The 21,072-nt window shown below is 69.3% G+C and carries 20 protein-coding genes; 13 read left to right on the top strand and 7 right to left on the bottom strand.

Features of this window, described 5'->3' with window-relative positions:
- Position 1: 1 nt before the first annotated feature.
- Both LBW94_RS22050 and LBW94_RS22045 read left to right on the top strand, forming a co-directional pair.
- On the top strand, positions 2–928 hold the full coding sequence (locus tag LBW94_RS22050) for an amino acid ABC transporter permease (RefSeq protein ID WP_225052917.1): 927 nt from the start codon (positions 2–4) through the stop codon (positions 926–928).
- Between the two features lie 31 nt (positions 929–959).
- Complete coding sequence (locus tag LBW94_RS22045) at positions 960–1,754, top strand: amino acid ABC transporter ATP-binding protein (protein WP_323137895.1); 795 nt, start codon at positions 960–962, stop codon at positions 1,752–1,754.
- Between the two features lie 80 nt (positions 1,755–1,834).
- On the opposite strand, the gene LBW94_RS22040 is transcribed toward LBW94_RS22045, so the two are convergent.
- Positions 1,835–2,764: a LysR family transcriptional regulator gene (locus tag LBW94_RS22040; RefSeq protein WP_225052915.1), complete on the bottom strand. Its 930-nt coding sequence runs from the start codon at positions 2,762–2,764 to the stop codon at positions 1,835–1,837.
- Between the two features lie 70 nt (positions 2,765–2,834).
- On the opposite strand from LBW94_RS22040, the gene LBW94_RS22035 reads away from it, so the two are divergent.
- From LBW94_RS22035 to LBW94_RS22025, 3 genes are all read left to right on the top strand, one after another.
- Positions 2,835–4,202, top strand: coding sequence for an FAD-binding oxidoreductase (locus LBW94_RS22035; RefSeq protein WP_225052914.1), 1,368 nt, complete (start codon positions 2,835–2,837; stop codon positions 4,200–4,202).
- A gap of 69 nt (positions 4,203–4,271) precedes the next feature.
- Complete coding sequence (locus LBW94_RS22030) at positions 4,272–5,111, top strand: SPFH domain-containing protein (RefSeq protein WP_225052912.1); 840 nt, start codon at positions 4,272–4,274, stop codon at positions 5,109–5,111.
- Positions 5,111–5,272 carry a toxin-antitoxin system HicB family antitoxin gene (locus LBW94_RS22025; RefSeq protein WP_225052910.1) on the top strand — a complete coding sequence of 54 codons (162 nt, stop codon included), beginning with the start codon at positions 5,111–5,113 and terminating at the stop codon, positions 5,270–5,272. Before LBW94_RS22030 ends, LBW94_RS22025 begins: the two co-directional genes overlap by 1 nt.
- Positions 5,273–5,276: 4 nt before the next feature.
- Here LBW94_RS22025 and LBW94_RS22020 read toward each other — a convergent pair whose 3' ends face one another.
- On the bottom strand, positions 5,277–6,149 hold the full coding sequence (locus LBW94_RS22020) for a class I SAM-dependent methyltransferase (RefSeq protein WP_225052908.1): 873 nt from the start codon (positions 6,147–6,149) through the stop codon (positions 5,277–5,279).
- Positions 6,150–6,429: 280 nt separating this feature from the next.
- Between LBW94_RS22020 and rpsA the strand changes: the two genes are divergently transcribed.
- The gene (gene rpsA, locus LBW94_RS22015) at positions 6,430–7,893 is read left to right on the top strand and encodes a 30S ribosomal protein S1 (protein ID WP_225052906.1); all 1,464 of its coding nucleotides are present in this window, start codon (positions 6,430–6,432) and stop codon (positions 7,891–7,893) included.
- Between the two features lie 289 nt (positions 7,894–8,182).
- Complete coding sequence (locus LBW94_RS22010; protein ID WP_225052904.1) at positions 8,183–9,712, top strand: alkaline phosphatase family protein; 1,530 nt, start codon at positions 8,183–8,185, stop codon at positions 9,710–9,712.
- A 99-nt stretch (positions 9,713–9,811) separates the two neighbouring features.
- Here LBW94_RS22010 and LBW94_RS22005 read toward each other — a convergent pair whose 3' ends face one another.
- Positions 9,812–10,021 carry a hypothetical protein gene (locus LBW94_RS22005; protein ID WP_225052903.1) on the bottom strand — a complete coding sequence of 70 codons (210 nt, stop codon included), beginning with the start codon at positions 10,019–10,021 and terminating at the stop codon, positions 9,812–9,814.
- Between the two features lie 323 nt (positions 10,022–10,344).
- On the opposite strand from LBW94_RS22005, the gene coaE reads away from it, so the two are divergent.
- The gene (coaE, locus tag LBW94_RS22000; RefSeq protein ID WP_225052901.1) at positions 10,345–11,523 is read left to right on the top strand and encodes a dephospho-CoA kinase; all 1,179 of its coding nucleotides are present in this window, start codon (positions 10,345–10,347) and stop codon (positions 11,521–11,523) included.
- Positions 11,524–11,527: 4 nt separating this feature from the next.
- On the opposite strand, the gene LBW94_RS21995 is transcribed toward coaE, so the two are convergent.
- Positions 11,528–12,061 carry a DUF402 domain-containing protein gene (locus LBW94_RS21995; protein WP_225052899.1) on the bottom strand — a complete coding sequence of 178 codons (534 nt, stop codon included), beginning with the start codon at positions 12,059–12,061 and terminating at the stop codon, positions 11,528–11,530.
- A gap of 75 nt (positions 12,062–12,136) precedes the next feature.
- Between LBW94_RS21995 and LBW94_RS21990 the strand changes: the two genes are divergently transcribed.
- A complete protein-coding gene (locus LBW94_RS21990) occupies positions 12,137–12,415 on the top strand; it encodes a hypothetical protein (protein ID WP_225052897.1) in 279 nt (92 codons plus the stop codon).
- Between the two features lie 23 nt (positions 12,416–12,438).
- Here LBW94_RS21990 and LBW94_RS21985 read toward each other — a convergent pair whose 3' ends face one another.
- A complete protein-coding gene (locus LBW94_RS21985; RefSeq protein WP_225052895.1) occupies positions 12,439–12,993 on the bottom strand; it encodes a hypothetical protein in 555 nt (184 codons plus the stop codon).
- Between the two features lie 218 nt (positions 12,994–13,211).
- Between LBW94_RS21985 and uvrB the strand changes: the two genes are divergently transcribed.
- Positions 13,212–15,398, top strand: a complete 2,187-nt coding sequence (gene uvrB / locus LBW94_RS21980) for an excinuclease ABC subunit UvrB (protein ID WP_225052894.1) — start codon at positions 13,212–13,214, stop codon at positions 15,396–15,398.
- Positions 15,399–15,502: 104 nt separating this feature from the next.
- Here the strand turns inward: uvrB and LBW94_RS21975 are convergent, their stop codons facing one another.
- A complete protein-coding gene (locus LBW94_RS21975; protein WP_225052892.1) occupies positions 15,503–15,973 on the bottom strand; it encodes a VOC family protein in 471 nt (156 codons plus the stop codon).
- Positions 15,974–16,050: 77 nt separating this feature from the next.
- On the opposite strand from LBW94_RS21975, the gene LBW94_RS21970 reads away from it, so the two are divergent.
- From LBW94_RS21970 to LBW94_RS21960, 3 genes are all read left to right on the top strand, one after another.
- Positions 16,051–16,968 (top strand): AraC family transcriptional regulator, encoded by a 918-nt coding sequence (locus LBW94_RS21970; protein ID WP_225052890.1) that lies wholly within the window; start codon positions 16,051–16,053, stop codon positions 16,966–16,968.
- A gap of 98 nt (positions 16,969–17,066) precedes the next feature.
- A complete protein-coding gene (locus LBW94_RS21965) occupies positions 17,067–17,483 on the top strand; it encodes a DoxX family protein (protein WP_225052888.1) in 417 nt (138 codons plus the stop codon).
- A 493-nt stretch (positions 17,484–17,976) separates the two neighbouring features.
- On the top strand, positions 17,977–18,429 hold the full coding sequence (locus tag LBW94_RS21960) for a universal stress protein (RefSeq protein ID WP_225052887.1): 453 nt from the start codon (positions 17,977–17,979) through the stop codon (positions 18,427–18,429).
- A gap of 226 nt (positions 18,430–18,655) precedes the next feature.
- Here LBW94_RS21960 and LBW94_RS21955 read toward each other — a convergent pair whose 3' ends face one another.
- Positions 18,656–20,992: a HelD family protein gene (locus LBW94_RS21955; protein ID WP_225052885.1), complete on the bottom strand. Its 2,337-nt coding sequence runs from the start codon at positions 20,990–20,992 to the stop codon at positions 18,656–18,658.
- Positions 20,993–21,072 lie beyond the last annotated feature (80 nt).

Raw genomic sequence — 21,072 nt, 5'->3', positions numbered from 1 at the left:
GATGCCGGATTCGCTGGTCACCGGCCCGGCCGCCGCGCTCGAGCCCGAGCCGATCACAGCGGTGCCGCTGCGGCGGCCGGGCCGGTGGCTGGCCGCCGCCGTCCTGGTGGCGTTGCTGGCGCTGTTCGTCTACGGCGCGGCGACCAACTCCGCGTACCACTGGGACACCTACCGCAAGTACCTGTTCGACACCCGCATCTCGCACGGCGCGCTGGTCACCCTCGAACTGACCGTGCTGGCGATGCTGATCGGCGTGGTGCTCGGCATGCTGCTGGCGGTGATGCGGCTGTCGCCGAATCCGGTGCTGCGGTCGGCCTCCTGGCTGTACCTGTGGATCTTCCGCGGCACCCCGGTCTACGTGCAGCTGGTGTTCTGGGGCCTGTTCCCGTCGCTGTACAAGACCATCGACCTCGGGGTGCCGTTCGGCCCGCAACTGCTGCACCTGAACGTGCAGAGCTGGTCGGCGCCGTTCCTGTTCGCGATGATCGGCCTGGGACTCAACGAGGCCGCCTACATGGCCGAAATCGTCCGCGCCGGAATCAATTCCGTCGGCGACGGGCAGCGGGAGGCGTCGGTCGCGCTGGGCATGACCTGGGGGCAGACCATGCGCCGCACGGTGTTGCCGCAGGCCATGCGGGTGATCATCCCGCCCACCGGCAACGAGTTCATCAGCATGCTGAAGACCACCTCGCTGGTCACCGCGATCCCGCTGAGCACCGACCTGTACGGCGTGGCGCGCACCATCTACGGCGCCAACTTCCAGCCGATCCCGCTGCTGCTGGCCGCTGCCACCTGGTATCTGGCCGTCACCAGCGTCCTGATGATCGGTCAGCACTATCTGGAGCGGTACTACTCGCGGGGCGTCTCGCGGCAGCTCACCGCCCGCCAGCTGCGCGCGCTGGCCCAGGTCCACGAGATCGGCAAGTGAGGCGCGTGCGGTCGCCGAGAGGAGCAGGGAAATGAGTTCCGCGGCAGGCACGTCGCCGGTCGACGCCACGCCGATGATCCGCGCGGATCGGGTGTGCAAGAACTTCGGCACGCTGCGGGTGCTGAAGGGGGTCTCGCTGGAGGTCGCGCGCGGCGAGGTGCTGTGCGTGATCGGCCCGTCCGGATCCGGGAAGTCGACCTTCCTGCGCTGCGTCAACCACCTGGAACAAGTCGACGCCGGGCGGCTGTACGTCGACGGCGATCTGATCGGCTACCGGGAGAAGGGTGGCCGGCTCTACGAGATGAGCCCGCGCGACGCGGCCCGGCAGCGGCGCGACATCGGCATGGTGTTCCAGCATTTCAACCTGTTCCCGCATCGCACCGCGCTGGAGAACGTGATCGAGGCTCCCATCCAGGTGAAGGGGGTCCGGCGCGCCGACGCGGTCGCCCGCGCCACCGACCTGCTGGCCCGGGTCGGCTTGTCGGACAAGGCGGAAAGCTATCCGGCCCAGCTGTCCGGCGGCCAGCAGCAACGGGTGGCGATCGCACGGGCGCTGGCGATGGACCCGAAACTGATGCTGTTCGACGAGCCCACCTCCGCGCTGGATCCGGAACTGGTCGGCGAGGTGCTGACCGTGATGCGGGAACTGGCCGCCACCGGCATGACCATGGTGGTGGTCACCCACGAGATGGGCTTCGCCCGCGAGGTGGCCGACCAGCTCGTCTTCATGGACGGTGGCGTGGTGGTCGAATCCGGCCCGCCGCGCGAGGTGCTGGCGGCCCCGAAACACGAACGCACCCAGGCATTCCTGTCCCGCATCCTGTAACCGGGAACGATCGGCACCGCGGGACCGGTCACCACGGTCGGCTCGGGCCGACGGCGCGGCTGATCACTGCGGCCGGGCCGTCACTGTGGCGGGGTGGTTCCGTCCGGTGCCGGCAGGTGCCAGCCGCCGAGTGCGCGGTGCATCCGGTCCAGCAGGATCGTCGTGGCCGGGCTCAGCGGCCGATCGGTGTTCCAGGCCAGCAGCAGCCGGCCGTGCATCGGCGGGTCGATGGCGAGGGTCCGGACGCCGAGCGCGGCCGCGTCGGCCGGGGCGAGCGGCGGGATCACCGCGACCCCGAGACCGTGGGCGGCCAGCCGGATCAGCACCGGCGGGGCGACCGCCTCGTAGGCCACATTCGGCACCAGACCCTTTGCCGCACAGGCGTTGTCGAGGACCCGGCGAATTCCGGTGCCGGTCGGCAGGCAGATCAGTGGATGACTGCACAGTGTGGCGAGGTCGACGCGATCGGGGAAACCGGCGGCGTCGGCGGCCACGGCGGCGACGATCGTGGTGTCCAGCACGGCCGCGGCGGCGATCTCCGGATGTAGTTCTTCCCCGGCGACGCTGATCAGCGCGAGGTCGAGTTCGCCGCGGCGCAGCGCGGTGTACATGATCTCCGAGGTGTTCTCGGTCAGCGTGATCCCGATCTGCGGGTGCTCGCGATGGAAGTCGGCCAGTATCTGCGCGATATCGAGTTCGGCCTCGGCGGCGCCGGAGATCAGCCCGATCCGGACCTGACCCCGCAGCAGGCCGGTGAATTCGTCCACGGTGTGGGTGATCCGTTGGGCCGCGGCCAATGCCGCGCGCGCGTGCGGGAGTACGGCGGCTCCGACCGCCGTGGGGACGACCGTGCGGCCGGAGCGGTCCAGTAACAGCTGGCCGAGTTCCTTCTCCAATTGCCGGATCTGGGCCGACAGGCCCGGTTGGGCCAGATGCAGCCGGGCCGCGGCCCGGGTGAAGTTCGCCTCCTCGACGACGGTCACGAAGTAGCGCAGTTGCCGCAGTTCCATAACTGGTCATTCTAGTTGCCAGAAGATCTATCTGTTTTACTTCTCGCTCAGGTGGCGGAATCGTGGTGGCATGACAACGACACCGCATTCGCGCACCGGACGGCTCGACACCACCGGTCCGGTGTTCCGGCCCGGCGACCCGGGCTACGACGAGGAGATCCGCGGTTTCCAGACCGCCTACACCCACCGGCCCGCCGTCGTGCTCGGCGCCGCCCATGCCGAGGACATCCGGCTCGGCGTGGAATACGCCGCGCGGCAAAACCTTCCGATCGCCGTGCAGGCCACCGGCCACGGCCTGTCGGTACCCGCCGCGGGCGGACTGCTGATCGGCACCCGGCGGCTGACGGGAGTCGTCGTCGATCCGGTGGCCCGCACCGCGCGGGTGGCGGCGGGCGCCCCGGCGAGCGCGCTGATCGCGGCCGCGGGGCAGTACGGGCTGGCGCCATTGAACGGTTCCTCGCCGTCGGTGGGCGTGATCGGCTATCACCTCGGTGGCGGGCTGGGCATCCTCGCCCGCACCCACGGCTACGCCGCCGATCACGTCCGCGCGCTCGACATGGTCACCGCCGACGGGCAATCGCGCCGGCTGGAGCCCGGCGACGAGCTGTTCGCGGCGGTGCTGGGCAGCGGCGGTAACTTCGGTGTGGTCACGGCGCTCGAGCTGGAGCTGTTCCCGATCACCCGGGTGTTCGGCGGGCAGCTGACCTTCGGCACCGCGCTGGTGGAACCGGCCCTGGAGGCGTGGCGGCAGTGGACCGCGGCCGTGCCCGAGGAGCTGACCTCGGCGATCACCCTGATGACCATGCCGGAGCTGCCGATGATCCCGGAACCGTTGCGCGGCAGGTACATTGCCACCATCGCGGTCGCCTGGACCGGACCCGCGGCCGCGGGCGAGGCGCTGGTGGCCCCGCTGCGCGCGGTCGGCCCCCGGCTCGCCGACACTCTGCGCGACATGCCGTACGCCGAGACCGACTCCATCCACCGCGACCCGGACTTCCCGCACGCCTACACCGCCACCAACGCCCTGCTGTCCGAACTGACCGCCACCGCCACCGAATCGCTGCTGGACACCGCCGGGGCGGAGGCGGCGATCCCGACGGTGCTCTCGCTGCGCCATCTCGGCGGGGCGCTGCGGCGGCCGGGCCCGGCCGGGGTGGCCGTCGACCATCGCGACGCGGAGTACCTGGCCCGCTTCATCACCGGCGGCGAACAGCCCGGCGACGGCCTGCGCGCGCATCACGACGCGCTGCGAAAGATCCTGTCCCCGTGGCTGATCGGCCACAGCCCCGCCTTCCTCTACGGCGCGGGGGACTGGGCGGACGAGGCGCAGACCCGCGCCGGGTACGCCGCCGCCACCTATGCCCGGCTGGCGGCGCTGAAGGCCGCGTACGACCCCGGCAACCTGTTCCGGCACAACCGCAACATCCGCCCCCGCTGAGACCGGGCCTGGACGGCGGCGCTCCCGCGTACTATCGTCGTGATATCACTTCGATATTGGGAGGATGTCATGGAGCTTCGTCCGGCCTTTCGGATGAACGGGTTCCTCGCGCTGCTGGTCCTGTTGGTCGTCCTGGTCGTCGGCGGCGCGCTGACGAGCGTCGTGCCGGCGCTGGGGGTGATCCTGCTGGTGGTGGCGGTGCTGCTGCTGACCGGCCTGACCACCCTCGGCCCGAACGAGGCCAAGGTGGTCCAGTTCTTCGGCCGCTACGTCGGCTCGGTCGGCGAGGCCGGTTTCTTCTGGCTCGTGCCGTTGAGCAACAAGCGTCGGATCTCGTTGCGGGTCCGCAACTTCGAGACGCAGAAGCTGAAGGTCAACGACTTCGAGGGCAATCCGGTGGAGATCGCGGCCGTGGTGGTCTACCGGGTGGTCGACAGTTTCAAGGCGGCGTTCGCCGTCGACGACTACGAGGAGTACGTGCAGACCCAGTCGGAGGCGGCGGTGCGGCACCTGGCCACCACCCATCCGTACGATTCCGACGAGCCGCACCGCACCAGCCTGCGCAACGGCACCGAGGTCGCCGAGGAGCTGACCGCCGAACTGCGCGACCGCACCGCGCTGGCCGGCATCGAGGTCACCGAGGCCCGTATCACGCACCTGGCCTACGCGCCGGAGATCGCGCAGGCGATGCTGGTGCGGCAGCAGGCCGCGCAGGTGGTGGCCGCCCGCAGCAAGATCGTGGAGGGCGCCGTCGGCATGGTCGGCATGGCGCTGGAACGGCTGACCGCGGAGGGCATGGTGGAACTGGACGAGGAGCGCCGGGCGGCGATGGTGTCGAATCTGCTCGTGGTGCTGTGTGGTGATCGCTCGGCCACGCCCGTGGTCAACGCCGGGACGCTGTATTCCTGATGGCGAAGCGGGAGCCGAAGAAGGTGCTGCTGCGGCTCGACCCGGCCGTCCACGAGGCGCTCGCCAAGTGGGCGGCCGACGACTTGCGCAGCGTCAACGCCCAGATCGAGTACGCGTTGCGGCTGGCACTGCAACAGGTCGGCCGCACTCCCAAAACCTGATCCGCTAGCCGGGTTTCGCTGTCACGAAGATCGCGGTGCCGGGGAAGATTTCGCCGCGCAACGGGCTCCACTGCCCCCATTCGCGGTCCAGCCACTCGGGCCACTCCGGTTCGACCACGTCGAGCAGGTGCAGTCCGGCGGCGGTGATCTCCCGGACCCGGTCGCCGATCGTGCGGTGGTGTTCGACGTAGCTGGGCTCGCCGGCCGCGTCCACCTCCACATAGGGGTTGCGGTCGAAGTAGGAGTTCACCGCCGTCAGGCCGTCGACCCCCGGATCGTCGAGGAAGATCCAGCGCATCGGATGGTTGACCGCGAACACCCAGCGCCCGCCCGGCCGCAATATCCGCGCCACCTCGCGCATGACCTGCGCCGAATCGGCCACGAACGGGACCGCGCCGAAGGCCGAGCAGGCCAGGTCGAAACTCTCGTCGCGGAACGGCAGCGCCTCCGCGCCCGCCTGGACCAGCGGCACCCGGGGGCCGCCGCGGTCCATGGCGGCCAGCCCGCGGTTCAGCATCCCCCGGGACAGGTCCAGCCCGACCGGATGCCCGCCGTGCGCGGCCAGCCAGCGCGCGCACGGCGCCGAACCGCAGCCGATCTCCAGGATCCGTTTCCCGGCGATGTCGCCGAGCAGCCGCCAGTCGCCCTCGTGCAGTCCCTCGGGGCACCACACGAATTCGCCGTCGGGGGAGTCGGCGCCGAGGAACTCGCCGTGCGTGGCGTGGTACTCCGTGGCGTCACCGTCCCACCAGCGCCGGCTGGCGCGCTGGCTGTCGGCGGATCCGAGCCGGATCTTGACGGGCCGGGAGGTCTCGAGCAGGGGATCGGGCGGTGTCGGCCGATCTTCGACGTGCGCGACCGGGTGATCATGGGGCATGATGTGGAGGGTATCGACTTGCCTGGGGGACCCCTTGTTTGCTTGGCACATTGCACCTCGCGTACGCTGTTTTCCGCGAGTGTCCTCAGTGCATGCGTCTTCACACGTACGTACTGAACGCACGTGCTGTGAGTACGCATGCAGTGAGTACAGCGTTGTGCCCGTGTCGCAGCGAGGTGCTGTGCCTGTCCAACGTTAGTTCCACAGCTGTGACTTCACAGCAAAACCGAAAGCCCACATGTCCACTACCGACCACAATCCGTCCGGAGCAACCCAACATATGCCCACCACCGTCACCTCGCCGCAGGTAGCCGTCAACGACATCGGCTCTGCCGAGGATTTCCTCGCCGCCATCGACAAGACGATCAAGTACTTCAACGACGGGGACATCGTCGAAGGCACGATCGTCAAGGTCGATCGCGATGAGGTCCTGCTCGACATCGGTTACAAGACCGAAGGCGTGATCCCGTCCCGAGAGCTGTCCATCAAGCACGATGTCGACCCGTCCGAGGTCGTTTCCGTGGGCGATGAGGTCGAGGCCCTTGTTCTCACGAAGGAGGACAAGGAAGGCCGGCTGATCCTGTCGAAGAAGCGGGCGCAGTACGAGCGGGCGTGGGGCACCATCGAGGAGCTCAAGGAGAAGGACGAGGCCGTCAAGGGCACCGTCATCGAGGTGGTCAAGGGTGGTCTGATCCTCGATATCGGCCTGCGCGGCTTCCTCCCGGCCTCCCTGGTCGAGATGCGCCGGGTCCGCGATCTGCAGCCGTACGTCGGCAAGGAGATCGAGGCCAAGATCATCGAGCTGGACAAGAACCGCAACAACGTGGTCCTGTCGCGGCGCGCCTGGCTGGAGCAGACCCAGTCCGAGGTCCGCAGCGAGTTCCTGCACCAGCTGCAGAAGGGCCAGGTCCGCAAGGGTGTGGTCTCCTCGATCGTCAACTTCGGCGCGTTCGTCGATCTGGGCGGCGTGGACGGCCTGGTGCACGTCTCCGAGCTGTCCTGGAAGCACATCGACCACCCGTCCGAGGTCGTCGAGGTCGGCATGGAGGTCACCGTCGAGGTCCTCGACGTCGACCTGGACCGCGAGCGCGTCTCGCTGTCGCTGAAGGCCACCCAGGAAGACCCGTGGCGGCAGTTCGCCCGCACCCACGCGATCGGCCAGATCGTGCCGGGCAAGGTCACCAAGCTGGTGCCGTTCGGCGCGTTCGTCCGCGTCGAGGAGGGCATCGAGGGCCTGGTGCACATCTCCGAGCTGGCCGAGCGCCACGTCGAGGTGCCGGACCAGGTCGTGGCCGTGGGCGACGACGCGATGGTCAAGGTCATCGACATCGACCTGGAGCGTCGCCGGATCTCGCTGTCGCTGAAGCAGGCCAACGAGGACTACCACGCCGAGTTCGACCCGTCGAAGTACGGCATGGCCGACAGCTACGACGACCAGGGGAACTACATCTTCCCCGAGGGCTTCGACCCCGACACCAACGAGTGGCTCGAAGGCTTCGACAAGCAGCGCGAAGAGTGGGAAGGCCGCTACGCCGAGGCGGAGCGTCGCCACAAGATGCACACCGCTCAGATGGAGAAGATGGCGGCCGACGCCGCCGCCGAGGCCGCCAAGGGCGGGCCCTCGAACTACTCCTCCGAGAGTGGCGGCTCGCAGGCCGCCGCGGAGACCCAGTCGGCCGGTGGCTCGCTGGCCAGCGACGCGCAGCTCGCCGCACTGCGGGAGAAGCTCTCCGGCAACGCGTAATTCGCACGAACGACGGAGGCCCCGGTCCACGGACCGGGGCTTCCGGCCGTTTCCGGCGGCGCATGTGGGCCAGCCGGTGGATCGGCACATCCGGGACAGCCGGTGGCCGTGCATCTCCGGGTGTAGTCGGCTGACCAGCACATCCGAGGCAGTCGTGGCGAGGAATCGGCACGGGTTCGTCTCGTGTTCACCCGGTGGCCGGACCGGTCGGTCGCGCATCCGATACGCTCAGCGGCTGTCTGTGAAAGTGTGACGCCTTCACACTGTGGCGAAAGGTTCGAGCGGCAGCATGGGGCACTTCGACGGCATCAACCGGCGTGATTTCCTGGCCAAGGCGATGGCGGCCGGTGGGGTGGCGGCCCTGGCGTCCTGGGCGAATCCGATCATCGAGCGCGCGCATGCCGCCGATCCGGCCGGGATGGGCGGCCTCGGCGACATCGAGCATTTCGTGCTGCTGATGCAGGAGAACCGGTCGTTCGACCACTATTTCGGCACGATGTCCGGGGTGCGTGGCTTCGACGATCCGTCCCCGGCCTGGCAGCAGTACGGGTATCAGCCCGGCGTGGGCCCGACCGCCGACGGCTTCCTGCTGCCGTTCCGGCTCGACACCACCCAGGGTGCCAGCCTCGACGGCGAGTGCGTCAACGATCCCGACCACAGCTGGGCGGGTATGCACCGGTCCTGGAACGGTGGCCGCAACGACCAGTGGATGCCGATGTCGATCGACAGCGTCGGCGCCGGCAACGGGCCCGCGGCGATGGGGTACTACACCCGCGCCGACATCCCGGTGCACCACGAACTCGCCGACGCGTTCACCCTCTGCGATCACTACCACTGCTCGGTGCTCGGGCCCACCGACCCGAACCGGTTGTACTGGATGTCCGCGAGTATCGATCCGGACGGCCTGGCGGGCGGTCCGCTGGTCGAGACCCCGGCCCTGATCCCGCAGAACACCTACAGCTGGCGCACCTACCCGGAGAACCTCTCCGAGGCCGGGGTGAGCTGGAAGATCTACAACAACCGTGATCTCGGCCCGCTCTCGTCGGTGGTGCTGGACGGCATGATGGGCTGCTTCGCGCAGGCCGCCGATCCGAACTCCGAACTGTCGCGGCGCGGCAAGGATCCGGTGTACCCCAACGACTTCGCCGCCGACGTCGCCGCGAACCGGCTGCCGGCCGTGTCCTGGGTGATCCCGTCGCTGGTGAACTGCGAACATCCGGCGCTGCCGCCGGCGCTGGGCGCGGTCGGCATCATGCAGGTGCTCGACATCCTCACCTCGAATCCGGCGGTGTGGGAGAAGACCGCGCTGATCGTCATGTACGACGAGAACGGCGGCTTCTTCGACCACGTCACCCCGCCGACCGCGCCGCCGGGCACCCCCGGGGAATTCCTCAGCGTGGACCTGGGCCGGGTGCCCGCCGCGAAGGGCGTGCGGGGCCCGATCGGGCTCGGTTACCGGGTGCCGTGCTGGGTCATCTCGCCGTACTCCCGGGGCGGGCTGGTGGCCTCGGAGACCTTCGACCACACCTCCCAATTGCGGTTGCTGGAGCGGCGTTTCGGCGTGGACGTGCCCAATCTGACGAAGTGGCGGCGCAGTGTCACCGGGGATATGACCTCGGTGTTCGACTTCGGGTCCGCACCGGACGCGGCGCCGCCACGGGTGACCGATCCGAACTCCCGCACCGCGGACGCGCTGGCGCAGTGCGGGCCGAACATCGCGGCCGGCTACGCGGGCAGCGGAAAGCCCTATCCGGTGCCGCCGAACCGGATGCCGGTCCAGGATCCGGGGACACGGCGTCGCCCGACCGGAATCGTCTGAGCCACGGCCGCACTCCGCTGCGGCCCTCGGGGCGGGGTGCGGTACTCGTCGCCGGGTATCCGACAGCAGCTGCGGGACGGTCCGTTCCGAGCTGTCCGATCAGGCCGTGGCCGGCACCCAGCGCCGGATCGGCTCGAAGGTGCGCCCGCGCAGCAGCGGGAACCGATGGCGGGCTGGACTGAGCAGAGCGGTGAGCCAGGAGCGTCGGTGACCCGCGAGCGCGGTTGCCACGGCCGGGATGTGCAGACAGTGCACGGTGCCGGAGGTACCCAGTCGGTGGCGACCCGTCCGGGTGTTGTCGATGCCCAATGCTGTTCCTTCGCTCGCTCGAGGTGGCCGGTGTGCTCGATATGGCCTGAGATCGCCCGCGGCGACAGTAGCCGAACGGAAGTGGGTTCGGTCGAAAGTTGATCAACTCTTGACCTTTCGCGTCGGAAGTTTGCCGACGTGTGGTCGGTATCGGTCGGAAAAAGTTGCGAATTGATCTCGCGGACATCACGGATCGGCATTTCCCGAACGGCGCGGGTGCAAGTCCGGTGCGCGGTGGGTACACCGTCTGCCCTCCGCTGAACGCGGGCGCCGGCGGCCGGGGGCCGTGCGGGAATCCGTATGGCGGATGCGAGACTTGTCCGGTGTTGCGAATCGGGCTCACCGGAGGCATGGGTGCGGGCAAGTCGACGGTGTCGCGGCTGCTGGTCGAACGGGGCGCGGTGCTCATCGACAGCGACGCCCTCGCCCGCGAGGTGGTCGAGCCGGGTACCGAGGGTCTGATCGCACTGGTCGAGGCGTTCGGACCGGACATCCTCGACGCCGACGGCCGCCTGGACCGGCCGGCGCTGGCGGCCAGGGCATTCGTCAGCGACGAGGCCCGGGCCACGCTGAACGGCATCACCCATCCGCTGGTCGGCAAGCGCGCCGCCGAACTGCTCGACGCCGCGCCTGCGGACGCGATCGTGGTGCAGGACGTCCCGCTGCTGGTGGAGAACGGCATGGGCGTGCTGCTCCAGCTGGTGGTCGTCGTGATGGCCGAGGTCGACGTGCGGGTGCACCGGCTGGAGCAGTTCCGCGGTATCGCCCCCGCCGACGCGCTGGTCCGGATCAACGCGCAGGCCACCGACGAGCAGCGCCGCGCCGCCGCGGATGTGCTGCTGGACAACAACGGCGACCCCGCTGCGCTCGAGCCGCAGGTGGCGGCGTTGTGGGAACGGCTGGTGTCGTTCGAGGAACATCTGCGCACGCGCACCCGGCCGCCGCGCGGGCCGGTGCGGCTGGTGGAGTCCGATCCGGGCTGGGCGGAGGCGGCGCAGCGGATCATCGGCCGGTTACGGACCGTCGCCGGCGCCGCGGCCCGGCGCATCGACCACATCGGTTCCACCGCGGTGCCGGGGCTGCCCGCCAAGGATGTGCTGGACATCCAGCTCACGGTGGCCGACCTGGACGCCGCCGACGCAGTGCGAGAGCCGTTGGCGGCGATCGGTTTCCCCCGCGTGCCGGACATCACCACCGACCGTCCGAAGCCCGGCACCGACCCTGCCGAGTGGCGCAAGCGCGTCCACGCCAACGCCGATCCGGGCCGGGCGGTGAATCTGCATGTGCGCGTGGACGGTTGGCCGGGCCAGCGGTTCGCCCTCGATTTCCGCGACTGGTTGTGCGACGACGCGGACGCGCGCGCCGACTATGCGGCGGTGAAACGCGCAGGGGAGGCGAAGGCCGCGGGTCTGACCGGTTCGGCCGCGACCGAGGCCTATCTCGCGGTGAAGGAGCCGTGGTTCGACGAGGTCTACCCGCGGGTGCCGCGGCGGCAGCGCTGAGCGGCTAGGTGCTGCCCTTCCAGGTCAGCGTCACACCCTCGGAGCGCAGCCAGCGGTCCAGGTGGTATTCGTGTGCGGCGAGGCCGGTCAGCGCGGCGGCCGCGGTCTGCACCGCGCGCTGCGCCTCGTCCAGGCCCAGATAGCCGGCCGCGTGCGCGGCGAGCAGTTCGTCGGCGTCGAGCAGATCGGCGCCGCGGCCGTCGCGGAGGCTGATGTCGAGATAGTGGTCGACCGATTTCCACAGCTGCGGCGTTGCCTGCCCGAATTCTCCGATGTCCAGGTAATAATCTTGGTCGCGCGGGAAGTCGGGGGTGTTGTGGAACACCGTGACCCGAATCGATAGTCCGGGCAGCAGCCAGGACTCCATGTAGTGGAATTCGCGGTGGTCCGCGTGGCGGCCCATGTACAGACCCCACGGTTCGACCTGAAAGCGCTCGACAGGCCGCACGAATCCCTTGGGATCGGTGTTGGTGAGTGCGGCGAGATCGAAGTGCTCGATCTTCGGTCGGTGCAGCTTCACCGTGTGCGCCTGGGTCATGACATCAGAATCTACCGTCGTGGCGCGCGGCGCATCCGATCCGCGGACACGGACGACCGGGACAGGGAGGATCGGATGTTCCGCACACTCGCGGGGGTCGGGCTCTGCGCCGCCGGACTGATCACGGCCGCGACCGGCGTCGCCGCCGCGCTGCCGTACGGCGTCAGCTGCGGCGGCGAGGTCTGCATGAACGCCGGTGACCGGGCCTACGACGCGGACATCGGCTGGCGGTGCCGCGACGGTCTGCGGGTTTCCACCCGCGAGCGGCTGACCCCGCACACGGCCCGGCAGCTGGGCGTGCCGCGCTGCCCGGACGGTTCGCGGCCGAAGATCGCCGGGTACGACATCCACTGAACCGGCTGTACCGGCTGTACCGGCTACAGCCAGGTCAGGGTGATGCCCCGGCCGGCCAGCCAGCGATCGAAGCTCTGCTCGTGTGCCGCGATCGCGGCGACCGTGCCGGTGGCCAGCTCGAAGATCCGCTGCGCCTGTCCGGTGTCGACGTAACCGGCCACGTGCGCGGCCAGCAGATCGTCGACGCCACCGAGTACCGGCGGCTGCCCGTTGTGCACGGTGATGTCGAGATAGTGCAGGACGGCCTTCCACCGCTTCGGCGCGACCTTGGTGAATTCGCCCAGGTCGAGATGGTAGATCGGGTCGCGGTCGTGGCCCACGTCGACGTGCTGCACGGTGGCCCGCAGCGACAGCTCGGGGAGCAACCAGGACTCGGTGTAGCGGTAGGGCGAGTGCTCGGCCCGGTGCGCGACGTACACCCCGCGGTCGGTGGCGTGGCCGCTCGCCACGGAGTGCACGAACCCCCGGGCATCGGTGCCGGTGAGATCGGCGAGGTCGACGTACTCGGTCCGCGGCCGGTGTGCGGCGGTGCGGGCCTGCCCGGCCGGATGCGGCCGGGAGCTGGGCTTATCGGACATCGGCGGAGCCCTTGTCAGGTTGTGGGGGTGGCTCGGTGCGATATGGACGCTAATCAGCGAGGCTGGGAACCCGCCGGGTAAACGCTCCGAGTCCGCTGCGGGAGCCGGGCGTTGCTGGAACGGGTGCGTGGGTGCCGGAACGGTGTGCGGATGTGGGAGCGGTGTGCGTCGCGTCGCGAACGATGTTCCTTGTCGGTGCCTCGTCCTACCCTGGGGGCATGGCTTTCGCGACCGAGATCCCCGCCGACGATTCGACCCTCGCGGAGAACCCCCCGCTGGCGCATTCGGAGTTCCGGCCGATCGGGGAGATCGAGCGGGCCGACGGCCACTTCGAGGTGATCAGCGAGTATCGGCCCGCGGGCGATCAGCCCGCGGCCATCGCCGAGCTCGAGCGGCGGCTACGCCGCGGCGAGAAGGATGTGGTGCTGCTCGGCGCCACCGGCACCGGCAAGTCCGCGACGGCGGCCTGGCTCATCGAGAAGGTGCAGCGGCCCACCCTGCTCATGGCGCCGAACAAGACGCTGGCCGCGCAGCTGGCCAACGAGCTGCGGGAGATGCTGCCCAACAACGCGGTCGAGTACTTCGTCTCGTACTACGACTACTACCAGCCCGAGGCGTACATCGCGCAGACCGACACCTACATCGAGAAGGACAGCTCGATCAACGACGATGTCGAGCGATTGCGGCACGCCGCCACCCAGAGCTTGCTGTCCCGCCGCGACGTGGTCGTCGTCGCGACCGTCTCGTGTATCTACGGCCTCGGTACCCCGCAGTCGTATCTCGATCGCTCGGTCATGCTGGAGGTCGGCGGCGAGGTCGAGCGCGACCGGCTGCTGCGGCTGCTGGTCGACGTCCAGTACACCCGCAACGATCTGGCCTTCACCCGCGGCACCTTCCGGGTCCGCGGCGACACCGTCGAGATCATCCCGTCCTACGAGGAGCTCGCGGTCCGCATCGAATTCTTCGGCGACGAGATCGAGGCGTTGTACTACCTGCACCCGCTCACCGGCGATGTGGTGCGTCAGGTCGACAAGCTGCGCATCTTCCCGGCCACCCACTACATCGCCGGCCAGGACCGGATGGACCGCGCGATGCACGACATCGAGGCCGAGCTCGAGCATCGGCTGGCCGAGCTGGAGCGGCAGGGCAAGCTGCTGGAGGCGCAGCGGCTGCGCATGCGCACCCAGTACGACCTGGAGATGATCCGTCAGGTGGGGTTCTGCTCCGGCATCGAGAACTACTCTCGGCACATCGACGGCCGCCCGGCGGGATCGGCCCCGGCTACTCTGATCGACTACTTCCCCGACGATTTCCTGCTCATCATCGACGAGTCGCACTACACGGTGCCGCAGATCGGCGGCATGTTCGAGGGCGACATGTCCCGCAAGCGCAACCTGGTCGAGTTCGGGTTCCGGCTGCCGTCCGCGGTCGACAACCGCCCGCTGACCTGGGAGGAGTTCGCCGACCGGATCGGCCAGACCATCTACATGTCGGCCACCCCCGGCCCGTACGAGCTGGGCCAGGCCGGTGGTGAGTTCGTCGAGCAGGTCATCCGCCCGACCGGCCTGGTCGACCCGCACATCGTGGTCAAGCCCACCAAGGGCCAGATCGACGATCTGGTGAACGAGATCCGGCTGCGCACCGAGCGTGACGAGCGCGTCCTGGTCACCACCCTCACCAAGAAGATGTCCGAGGACCTCACCGACTATCTGCTGGGCCTCGGCGTCCGGGTGCGCTACCTGCACTCCGAGATCGACACCCTGCGCCGCGTCGAACTGCTGCGCCAGCTGCGCCTCGGCGAATACGACGTCCTGGTCGGCATCAACCTGCTGCGTGAGGGCCTCGACCTGCCGGAGGTGTCGCTGGTCGCCATCCTCGACGCCGACAAGGAGGGCTTCCTGCGCAGCACCACCAGCCTCGTCCAGACCATCGGCCGCGCCGCCCGCAACGTGTCCGGCGAGGTGCACATGTACGCCGACAAGATCACCGATTCGATGCGCAACGCCATCGACGAGACCGAACGCCGCCGTGCCAAGCAGATCGCCTACAACGAGGCCAACGGCATCGAACCGGCCCCCCTGCGCAAGAAGATCGCCGACATCCTCGACCAGGTCTACCGCGAGGCCGAGGAGACGGAGGTGGAGGTCGGCGGCTCCGGCCGCAACGTCACCCGAGGCCGCCGTGCCCAGGGCGAACCGGGCCGCGCGGTCAGCGCCGGCGTCTACGAGGGCCGCGACGTGAAGAACATGCCGCGCGCCGAACTCGCCGACCTGGTCAAGGAAATGACCGCCCAGATGATGAACGCCGCCCGCGAACTCCAATTCGAACTCGCCGCCCGCCTCCGCGACGAGATCGCCGACCTGAAGAAGGAACTGCGGGGCATGGACGCCGCCGGGTTGAAATGAGTTGCGGTACAAGCTGTTCCGGACTCGCGTCCGGACGGCCGGCAGCATGTCTCGGCCTGCCCACTCCGGCGATCCGCGCCGAAGCGGGTCGGGCCCCGGCCGAATCAGCTCTGCTGGGCCATCCATTCGTTCACCCGGCGCTCGGCCTCCTCGCGGGGGACGTCCTCGACGCGGGTCATGATCACCCAGCGGTGGCCGAAGGGGTCCATCACGAGGCCGTAGCGGTCGCCGGTGACGAAGGTTTCGGGGTCCTCGGCGCGGCGGGCACCGTGCTCGCGGGCGAGTTTGATCACCGCGTCGGCGTCGGGACAGTAGTGCACGATGCTGGTGTGTACCCAGTCGTCGGCGGGAGTACGCAGGCCGTGGTCGGGGATCGGCAGGCCGAGCTGGATGGTCGAATCGCCGATCAGCAGTTCGGCGTGGGCGGGCTGGCCGTCGGGGAGGTCGTTGCGGCTGATCACCTCCGCGCCGAAGACCGCGCGGTAGAACTCGATCGCCTTGTTGCCGTCGGGGACGGCGAGAAAGCAGGTGATGCTGTGGTAGCCCTCGGGAATCGGATTCACGGTGTTGGTCATGGCATCCACTCTCGTCCGGGGGCGGGCGGGTGGTCTTGGAAGAAAGCGACAGCGCGAGATCGCCGGGGGAGACGGCCGTGACGCATCGGATCGGTGACGAGTCTCCTTCCCGCCGCGAGTCCGGCACGAGTGCGCGGGAGCACGCGAAAGGTGGTGTGCCGGAGGTGGTTCCGGTGCGGCCACCGGATGTGTCGAAGGCCATCCTGCGTCCGGTCGAGCAGGAGCGGCATCGGAGTTTGCAGCGGTTGCCGCCGGGGCCGGAATTGGCCCGGTTCCTGGACTGGTACTGGGCGGTGGCGTGGGATCTACGCGGGCGGCCGGATTACGAAGCGGAGGTGTTGCCGTACCCGTGTGTCAACGTCACCTTCGAGGTCACGCACAGCCGCAGCGGTGGTTTCGTCAACGGGGTGTGCACTGCGAAGTTCGTGCGCCCGCTGTCCGGGTTGGGGGAGACGTTCGGGGTGAAGTTCCGGCCCGGCGGGTTCGGCGCGTTCACCGGGCTGGACGTCGGAGCGTTCCGGGATACCGCGGTCGAGCTCACCACGGTGCTGCCGGAGGCGGTCGGGCTGACCGAGAAGGTGCTGGCCGCGGCCACGATGGCGGAGCGCCGGGAGATCGTCGAGGCGTTCTTCGCCGACGCCGCCGAACGGGCTCCCGACGATCCCTCCTACCGGCTGGTGCTGCGGATGGTCGACGCCATGGAGCACGATCGCGGGCTGACCCGGGTCGACCAGGTCACCGAGCGTTTCGCGGTGCCGATGCGGACCTTGCAGCGGCTGTTCCGGCGATACGTCGGGGCCGGGCCCAAGTGGGTGTTGCGGCGGTACAGATTGCAGGACGGCGCGCATCTGCTCGCGAGCGGCCACGTCGACGACGTCGCGGCGCTGGCGCTCGAGCTCGGCTACTACGATCAGGCGCACTTTGCCCGGGAGTTCGCCCGGGAGGTCGGGATGCCGCCGGTCGCGTATGCGCGGCTGGTCGATAACGACCTCTAGCGAACCGGCGGTTATCGACCTAGCGTCACAGGAACCGCATCCGCGGAAGCCCGACTATGCCCTCCAGGAACACGGCGTCGACGACGGAGGTCTTGGCGATGAGTGTTGTGGTGCTGATCGGACGGATTCTGTTCGCGCTGTTGTTCGTGCTGTCCTCGTTCGGGCACTTCGCCCAGGCGGACGGGATGGCCACGTACGCACAGGCCAAAGGGGTACCCGCGGCCAAGGCGGCGGTCATCGGTTCCGGTGTGCTGGCGCTGGTCGCCGGCCTGATGGTGGTGCTCGGCATCTGGGCCGATCTGGGCTGCCTGCTGCTGCTGGTGTTCCTGATCCCGACCACGTTCTTGATGCACACCTTCTGGCAGGAGTCCGACCCGCAGATCAAGCAGGCCGAGATGATCAACTTCAACAAGAACATCGCGTTGATGGGCGCGGCCCTGGCGCTGTTCGCGTTCTTCGCGCACGAGCGGCATCTCGGCCTGATGATCACCCAGCCGCTGTTCACCCTGCATTGATCCGCCTGGCGCCGGTCGGCGGTGCCCGGCGTCATTCCGGCCCCGCGGCCGCCCGGATTTCCCGGTCGCGGCGGGCCGGATTCTCTTTGCGCGAAATCGGGAATGCCACTCTCCGTGTGTTCGCGGAGAGAGCGAACCAGTGGCACGCCGCGATGATTGTGAATGTTCACGACGCGGTCGCGGCACGACGACACACCTGCGTTTCACCCACTGCCCCGCCGGGTATGGCCGCTGTGACGGAAATCCCAGGGCCGCAAGACCGTTCGGCTGTGCGACGAACCTCTTCCCGCCGTCGGCCGTCGGCCGAATCGGCGCAGGTGATACGGGTCGTGCGCGATTCCGGCCGGCGAATGCGGGACCTGCGCTTTACGCCATACGAGTGTGATGTGTTGCAATTCCGAGTTTCTCACTGTGCCGGGCGGCTATGGTCTAGCGCAGTTGCCGCCGGTGAAGAAACGCATCGGCACCGAACAACCGTATATTTGGAGGACACATGACCGCCTACCGGACCATCGTCGTCGGTACCGATGGGTCGGACTCGTCGTATGTCGCCGTCGACAAGGCGGCCTCGCTGGCCGCGGACGCGGGTGCCACGCTGTACGTCGTCTGCGCCTACTACCCGACCGACGACCGGGACGTCGCGGCCGCGGCCGATGTGCTCAAGGACGAGGCCTACCAGGTGCGTGGTTCCGCGCCCACCAACGAGATCCTGCGGACCGCGCGTGACCGGGCCCAGGCCGCCGGCGCCACCGACGTGGTCGACCGCGCGGTCGTCGGCGAGCCGGTGGAATCGCTGCTGAACCTGGCGAAGGAGCTCCCGGCCGATCTGCTCGTCGTCGGCAACCGCGGCCTGAACACGCTCGCCGGGCGGTTGCTGGGATCGGTGCCCTCGGATGTCGCCCGCAAGTCGCGGACCGACGTCCTGATCGTCCACACCGTCCGCTGATCCGTCGCTGCCCCCGGCCGGGCCGGGGGCAGCGGGCGGGCGCCGAACCGTGTCGGCCCATGCGACACCGAACCGCGTCGGCCCGTGCAGTGCGGCCCAGCGTCGGCGCGGGTGGCACCCCAGCCCGCGTCGGCCGTGTGGCATCACCGGGTGCAGCACCCAGCCCCACATCGACGGTGTGGCATCAACCGGGTGCAGCACCCCAGCCCGCATCGGCCGGGTGGCATCAGCCCAAGCGGCGCAGCACCCCGGGCAGTTCGCCGGTGTGCACCACGGTCAGCCGCTGGGTGGCCCGGGTCAGGGCCACGTAGAGATCGTTGAGCCCGCGCGGTGATTCGGCGAGAATCTCGCGCGGCTCCACCAGCACGACCGCGTCGAACTCCAGCCCCTTGGCGTCGTGCACCGTCAGCACCTGCACGGATTCGCCTGCGAGCGTGGACAATCCGTCGATCAGCGAATGCGGTGCCAGCACCGCGGCGATACCCGGCAGGGGCGCCTCGGCGGCCACCAGCTCGGCCACCGCCGCGGTGATGCCGTCGGCGGGCACCCGCCGCGCGGTCGGCGGATTGCCGGATTCCCGCACCGAGCGGGGTTCGCCCGCCGCCGGGTCGATAGCGGCGAGAACGTCTCCGGCGACGGCCATGATCTCGGCCGGGGTGCGATAGTTGACGGTCAGCTCGCTGAGCTTCCAGCGTTGTGCCACATACGGTTCCAGCACCCGCTGCCAGGACGACGCACCGGCCGGATCACCGGTCTGCGCGACATCGCCGACGATGGTCATCCACCGATTCGGGATGCGCCGCATCACCATTCGCCACGCCATCTCCGACAGTTCCTGGGCCTCGTCGACGATCACGTGGCCGTAGGTCCAGGTGCGGTCGCCCGCGGCGCGCTCGGCGGTGGTCTGCCGGTCGCGCACGTGCTGCCGCTCGGCCAGCTGACTCGCGTCGATCAGGTCGTAGGCCATCAGGATCTCCGGATCCAGATCGTCCTCCAGATCCTGCGGCGCGGAGCCGGTGAGGATGTCGAGAGCGTCCTGCGCCTCGGCCAGCTGGGCCCGCCAGCGTCGGCGGGAGCGTTCGCGCTCCTCGGAGTCGTCGATGCCGAGCAGTTCGGCCAGTTCGTCCAGCAGGGGTGCGTCGGCCGGGCTGAACTCGCCGGGCGTGGCGGGCTGCCGGTAGAGCTCCTTGCGGTCCTCCGGCGACAACTCCCCACCCGCGCGGGCCAGCCGATCGGGATCGGCCCACAGACCCGACAGCACCTCCTGCGGGGTCAGGATCGGCCACAGCCGCGCGATGGCGCCCTGGATGTCCCGGTCGGCCCGCATCTCGTCGCGGATCTCGGTCAGGTCGGTCTGGCTGAGCAGATTCTTGCCGCCGGTGAGGTCCTTGCCCATGGTGTCGGCCAGCTGATCGGTGAGCGCGTCGACCACCGAGGCCGCGAAGATCGGCCGGGCCAGGTTGTGCGGGCGGCGCGACGAGCGGGCCCGGCCGCGCGCGAGGGTGACGATCTTGCGATCCAGGGTGAGCTGGTAGCCGTCGAACGACAGCCGGATCGGCTCGGCGGGCACCTGCTGCCGGTCCCGGACGCCCTGTTTGAGCACCTCCAGCATGGCCGCCGAACCCTTGAGCTCACCCGCGCGCAGGCTGTCCTCGACGGTCGCCCGCACGCCCGGATACAGGTTGCCGATGGTCGACAGCAGCACACCGGTCTCACCCAGCGAGGGCAGCACCTGGCCGATGTAGTCCAGGAAGGTGCTGTTCGGGCCGATGATCAGCACACCGGCCTTGTCCAGCTGCTGCCGGTACGTGTAGAGCAGGAAGGCGGCCCGGTGCAGTGCCACCGCCGTCTTGCCGGTGCCCGGCCCGCCCTGCACCACCAGCACGCTCTTGTGCTCCGAGCGGATGATCGCGTCCTGCTCGCTCTGGATGGTCTCGACGATGTCGGTCATGTGCCCGGTGCGGGCGGCGTTGAGCGCCGCCAGCAGCGCGCTCTCGCTGCCCACCCCGCCGTCTGCGGCATCGGCGCCGGCCGCCCGCGCGGCGTCCAGATCCAGGAACTCGTCGGCGACCGAGGTGACCGTGCGATTGCGGGTGCGGATGTGCCGCCGCCGGATCACGCCGTCCGGGGCGGCGGTCGTCGCGAGGTAGAAGGGCCGGGCCAGCGGAGCCCGCCAGTCCAGCAGCAGGGTGGCGTAGTCGTCGTCCTCGTCCAGGATGCCGAGGCGGCCGATGTAGCGGCGGCCGCCGTCCGGATCCGAGCCGTCGGTGCTCGGCCCGGAATCGCCGCCGTCCGGCGTGAGATCGATGCGGCCGAAGCACAGCCCGTGTTCGGCGGCGTCGTATTTCGAGAGGTCCTCGCTGTACAACTGGGTGAAGGACTCCCGTTCGCTGCGCGCCTGCGGAGTACCACCGGTTTCCAGCAGCACCTCACGCAGCCGGCGCTGCGCGTAGGCGCGCATCTCGTCCAGCCGTTGGTACAACCGGGTCACGTGGGCCTGTTCCTGCTCGAGCTCGGCCGCACGGTCGGTCGCAGGGTGCTCCTCGGTGAGACGGTCGGGCAAAGTGGAACTCCTTGTCACCACAGAGTGCGTCCGGACCGCGTGCTCGGTCCGGGCTGAGAACAGAGTTGTCGAGTTTAGTG

It is taken from the genome of Nocardia sp. alder85J (genome assembly GCF_020176955.2).
GTDB lineage: Bacteria > Actinomycetota > Actinomycetes > Mycobacteriales > Mycobacteriaceae > Nocardia.
The sequence above is the reverse complement of the archived record's forward strand: the minus strand, read 5'-3'. Positions and strand labels throughout refer to the sequence as shown.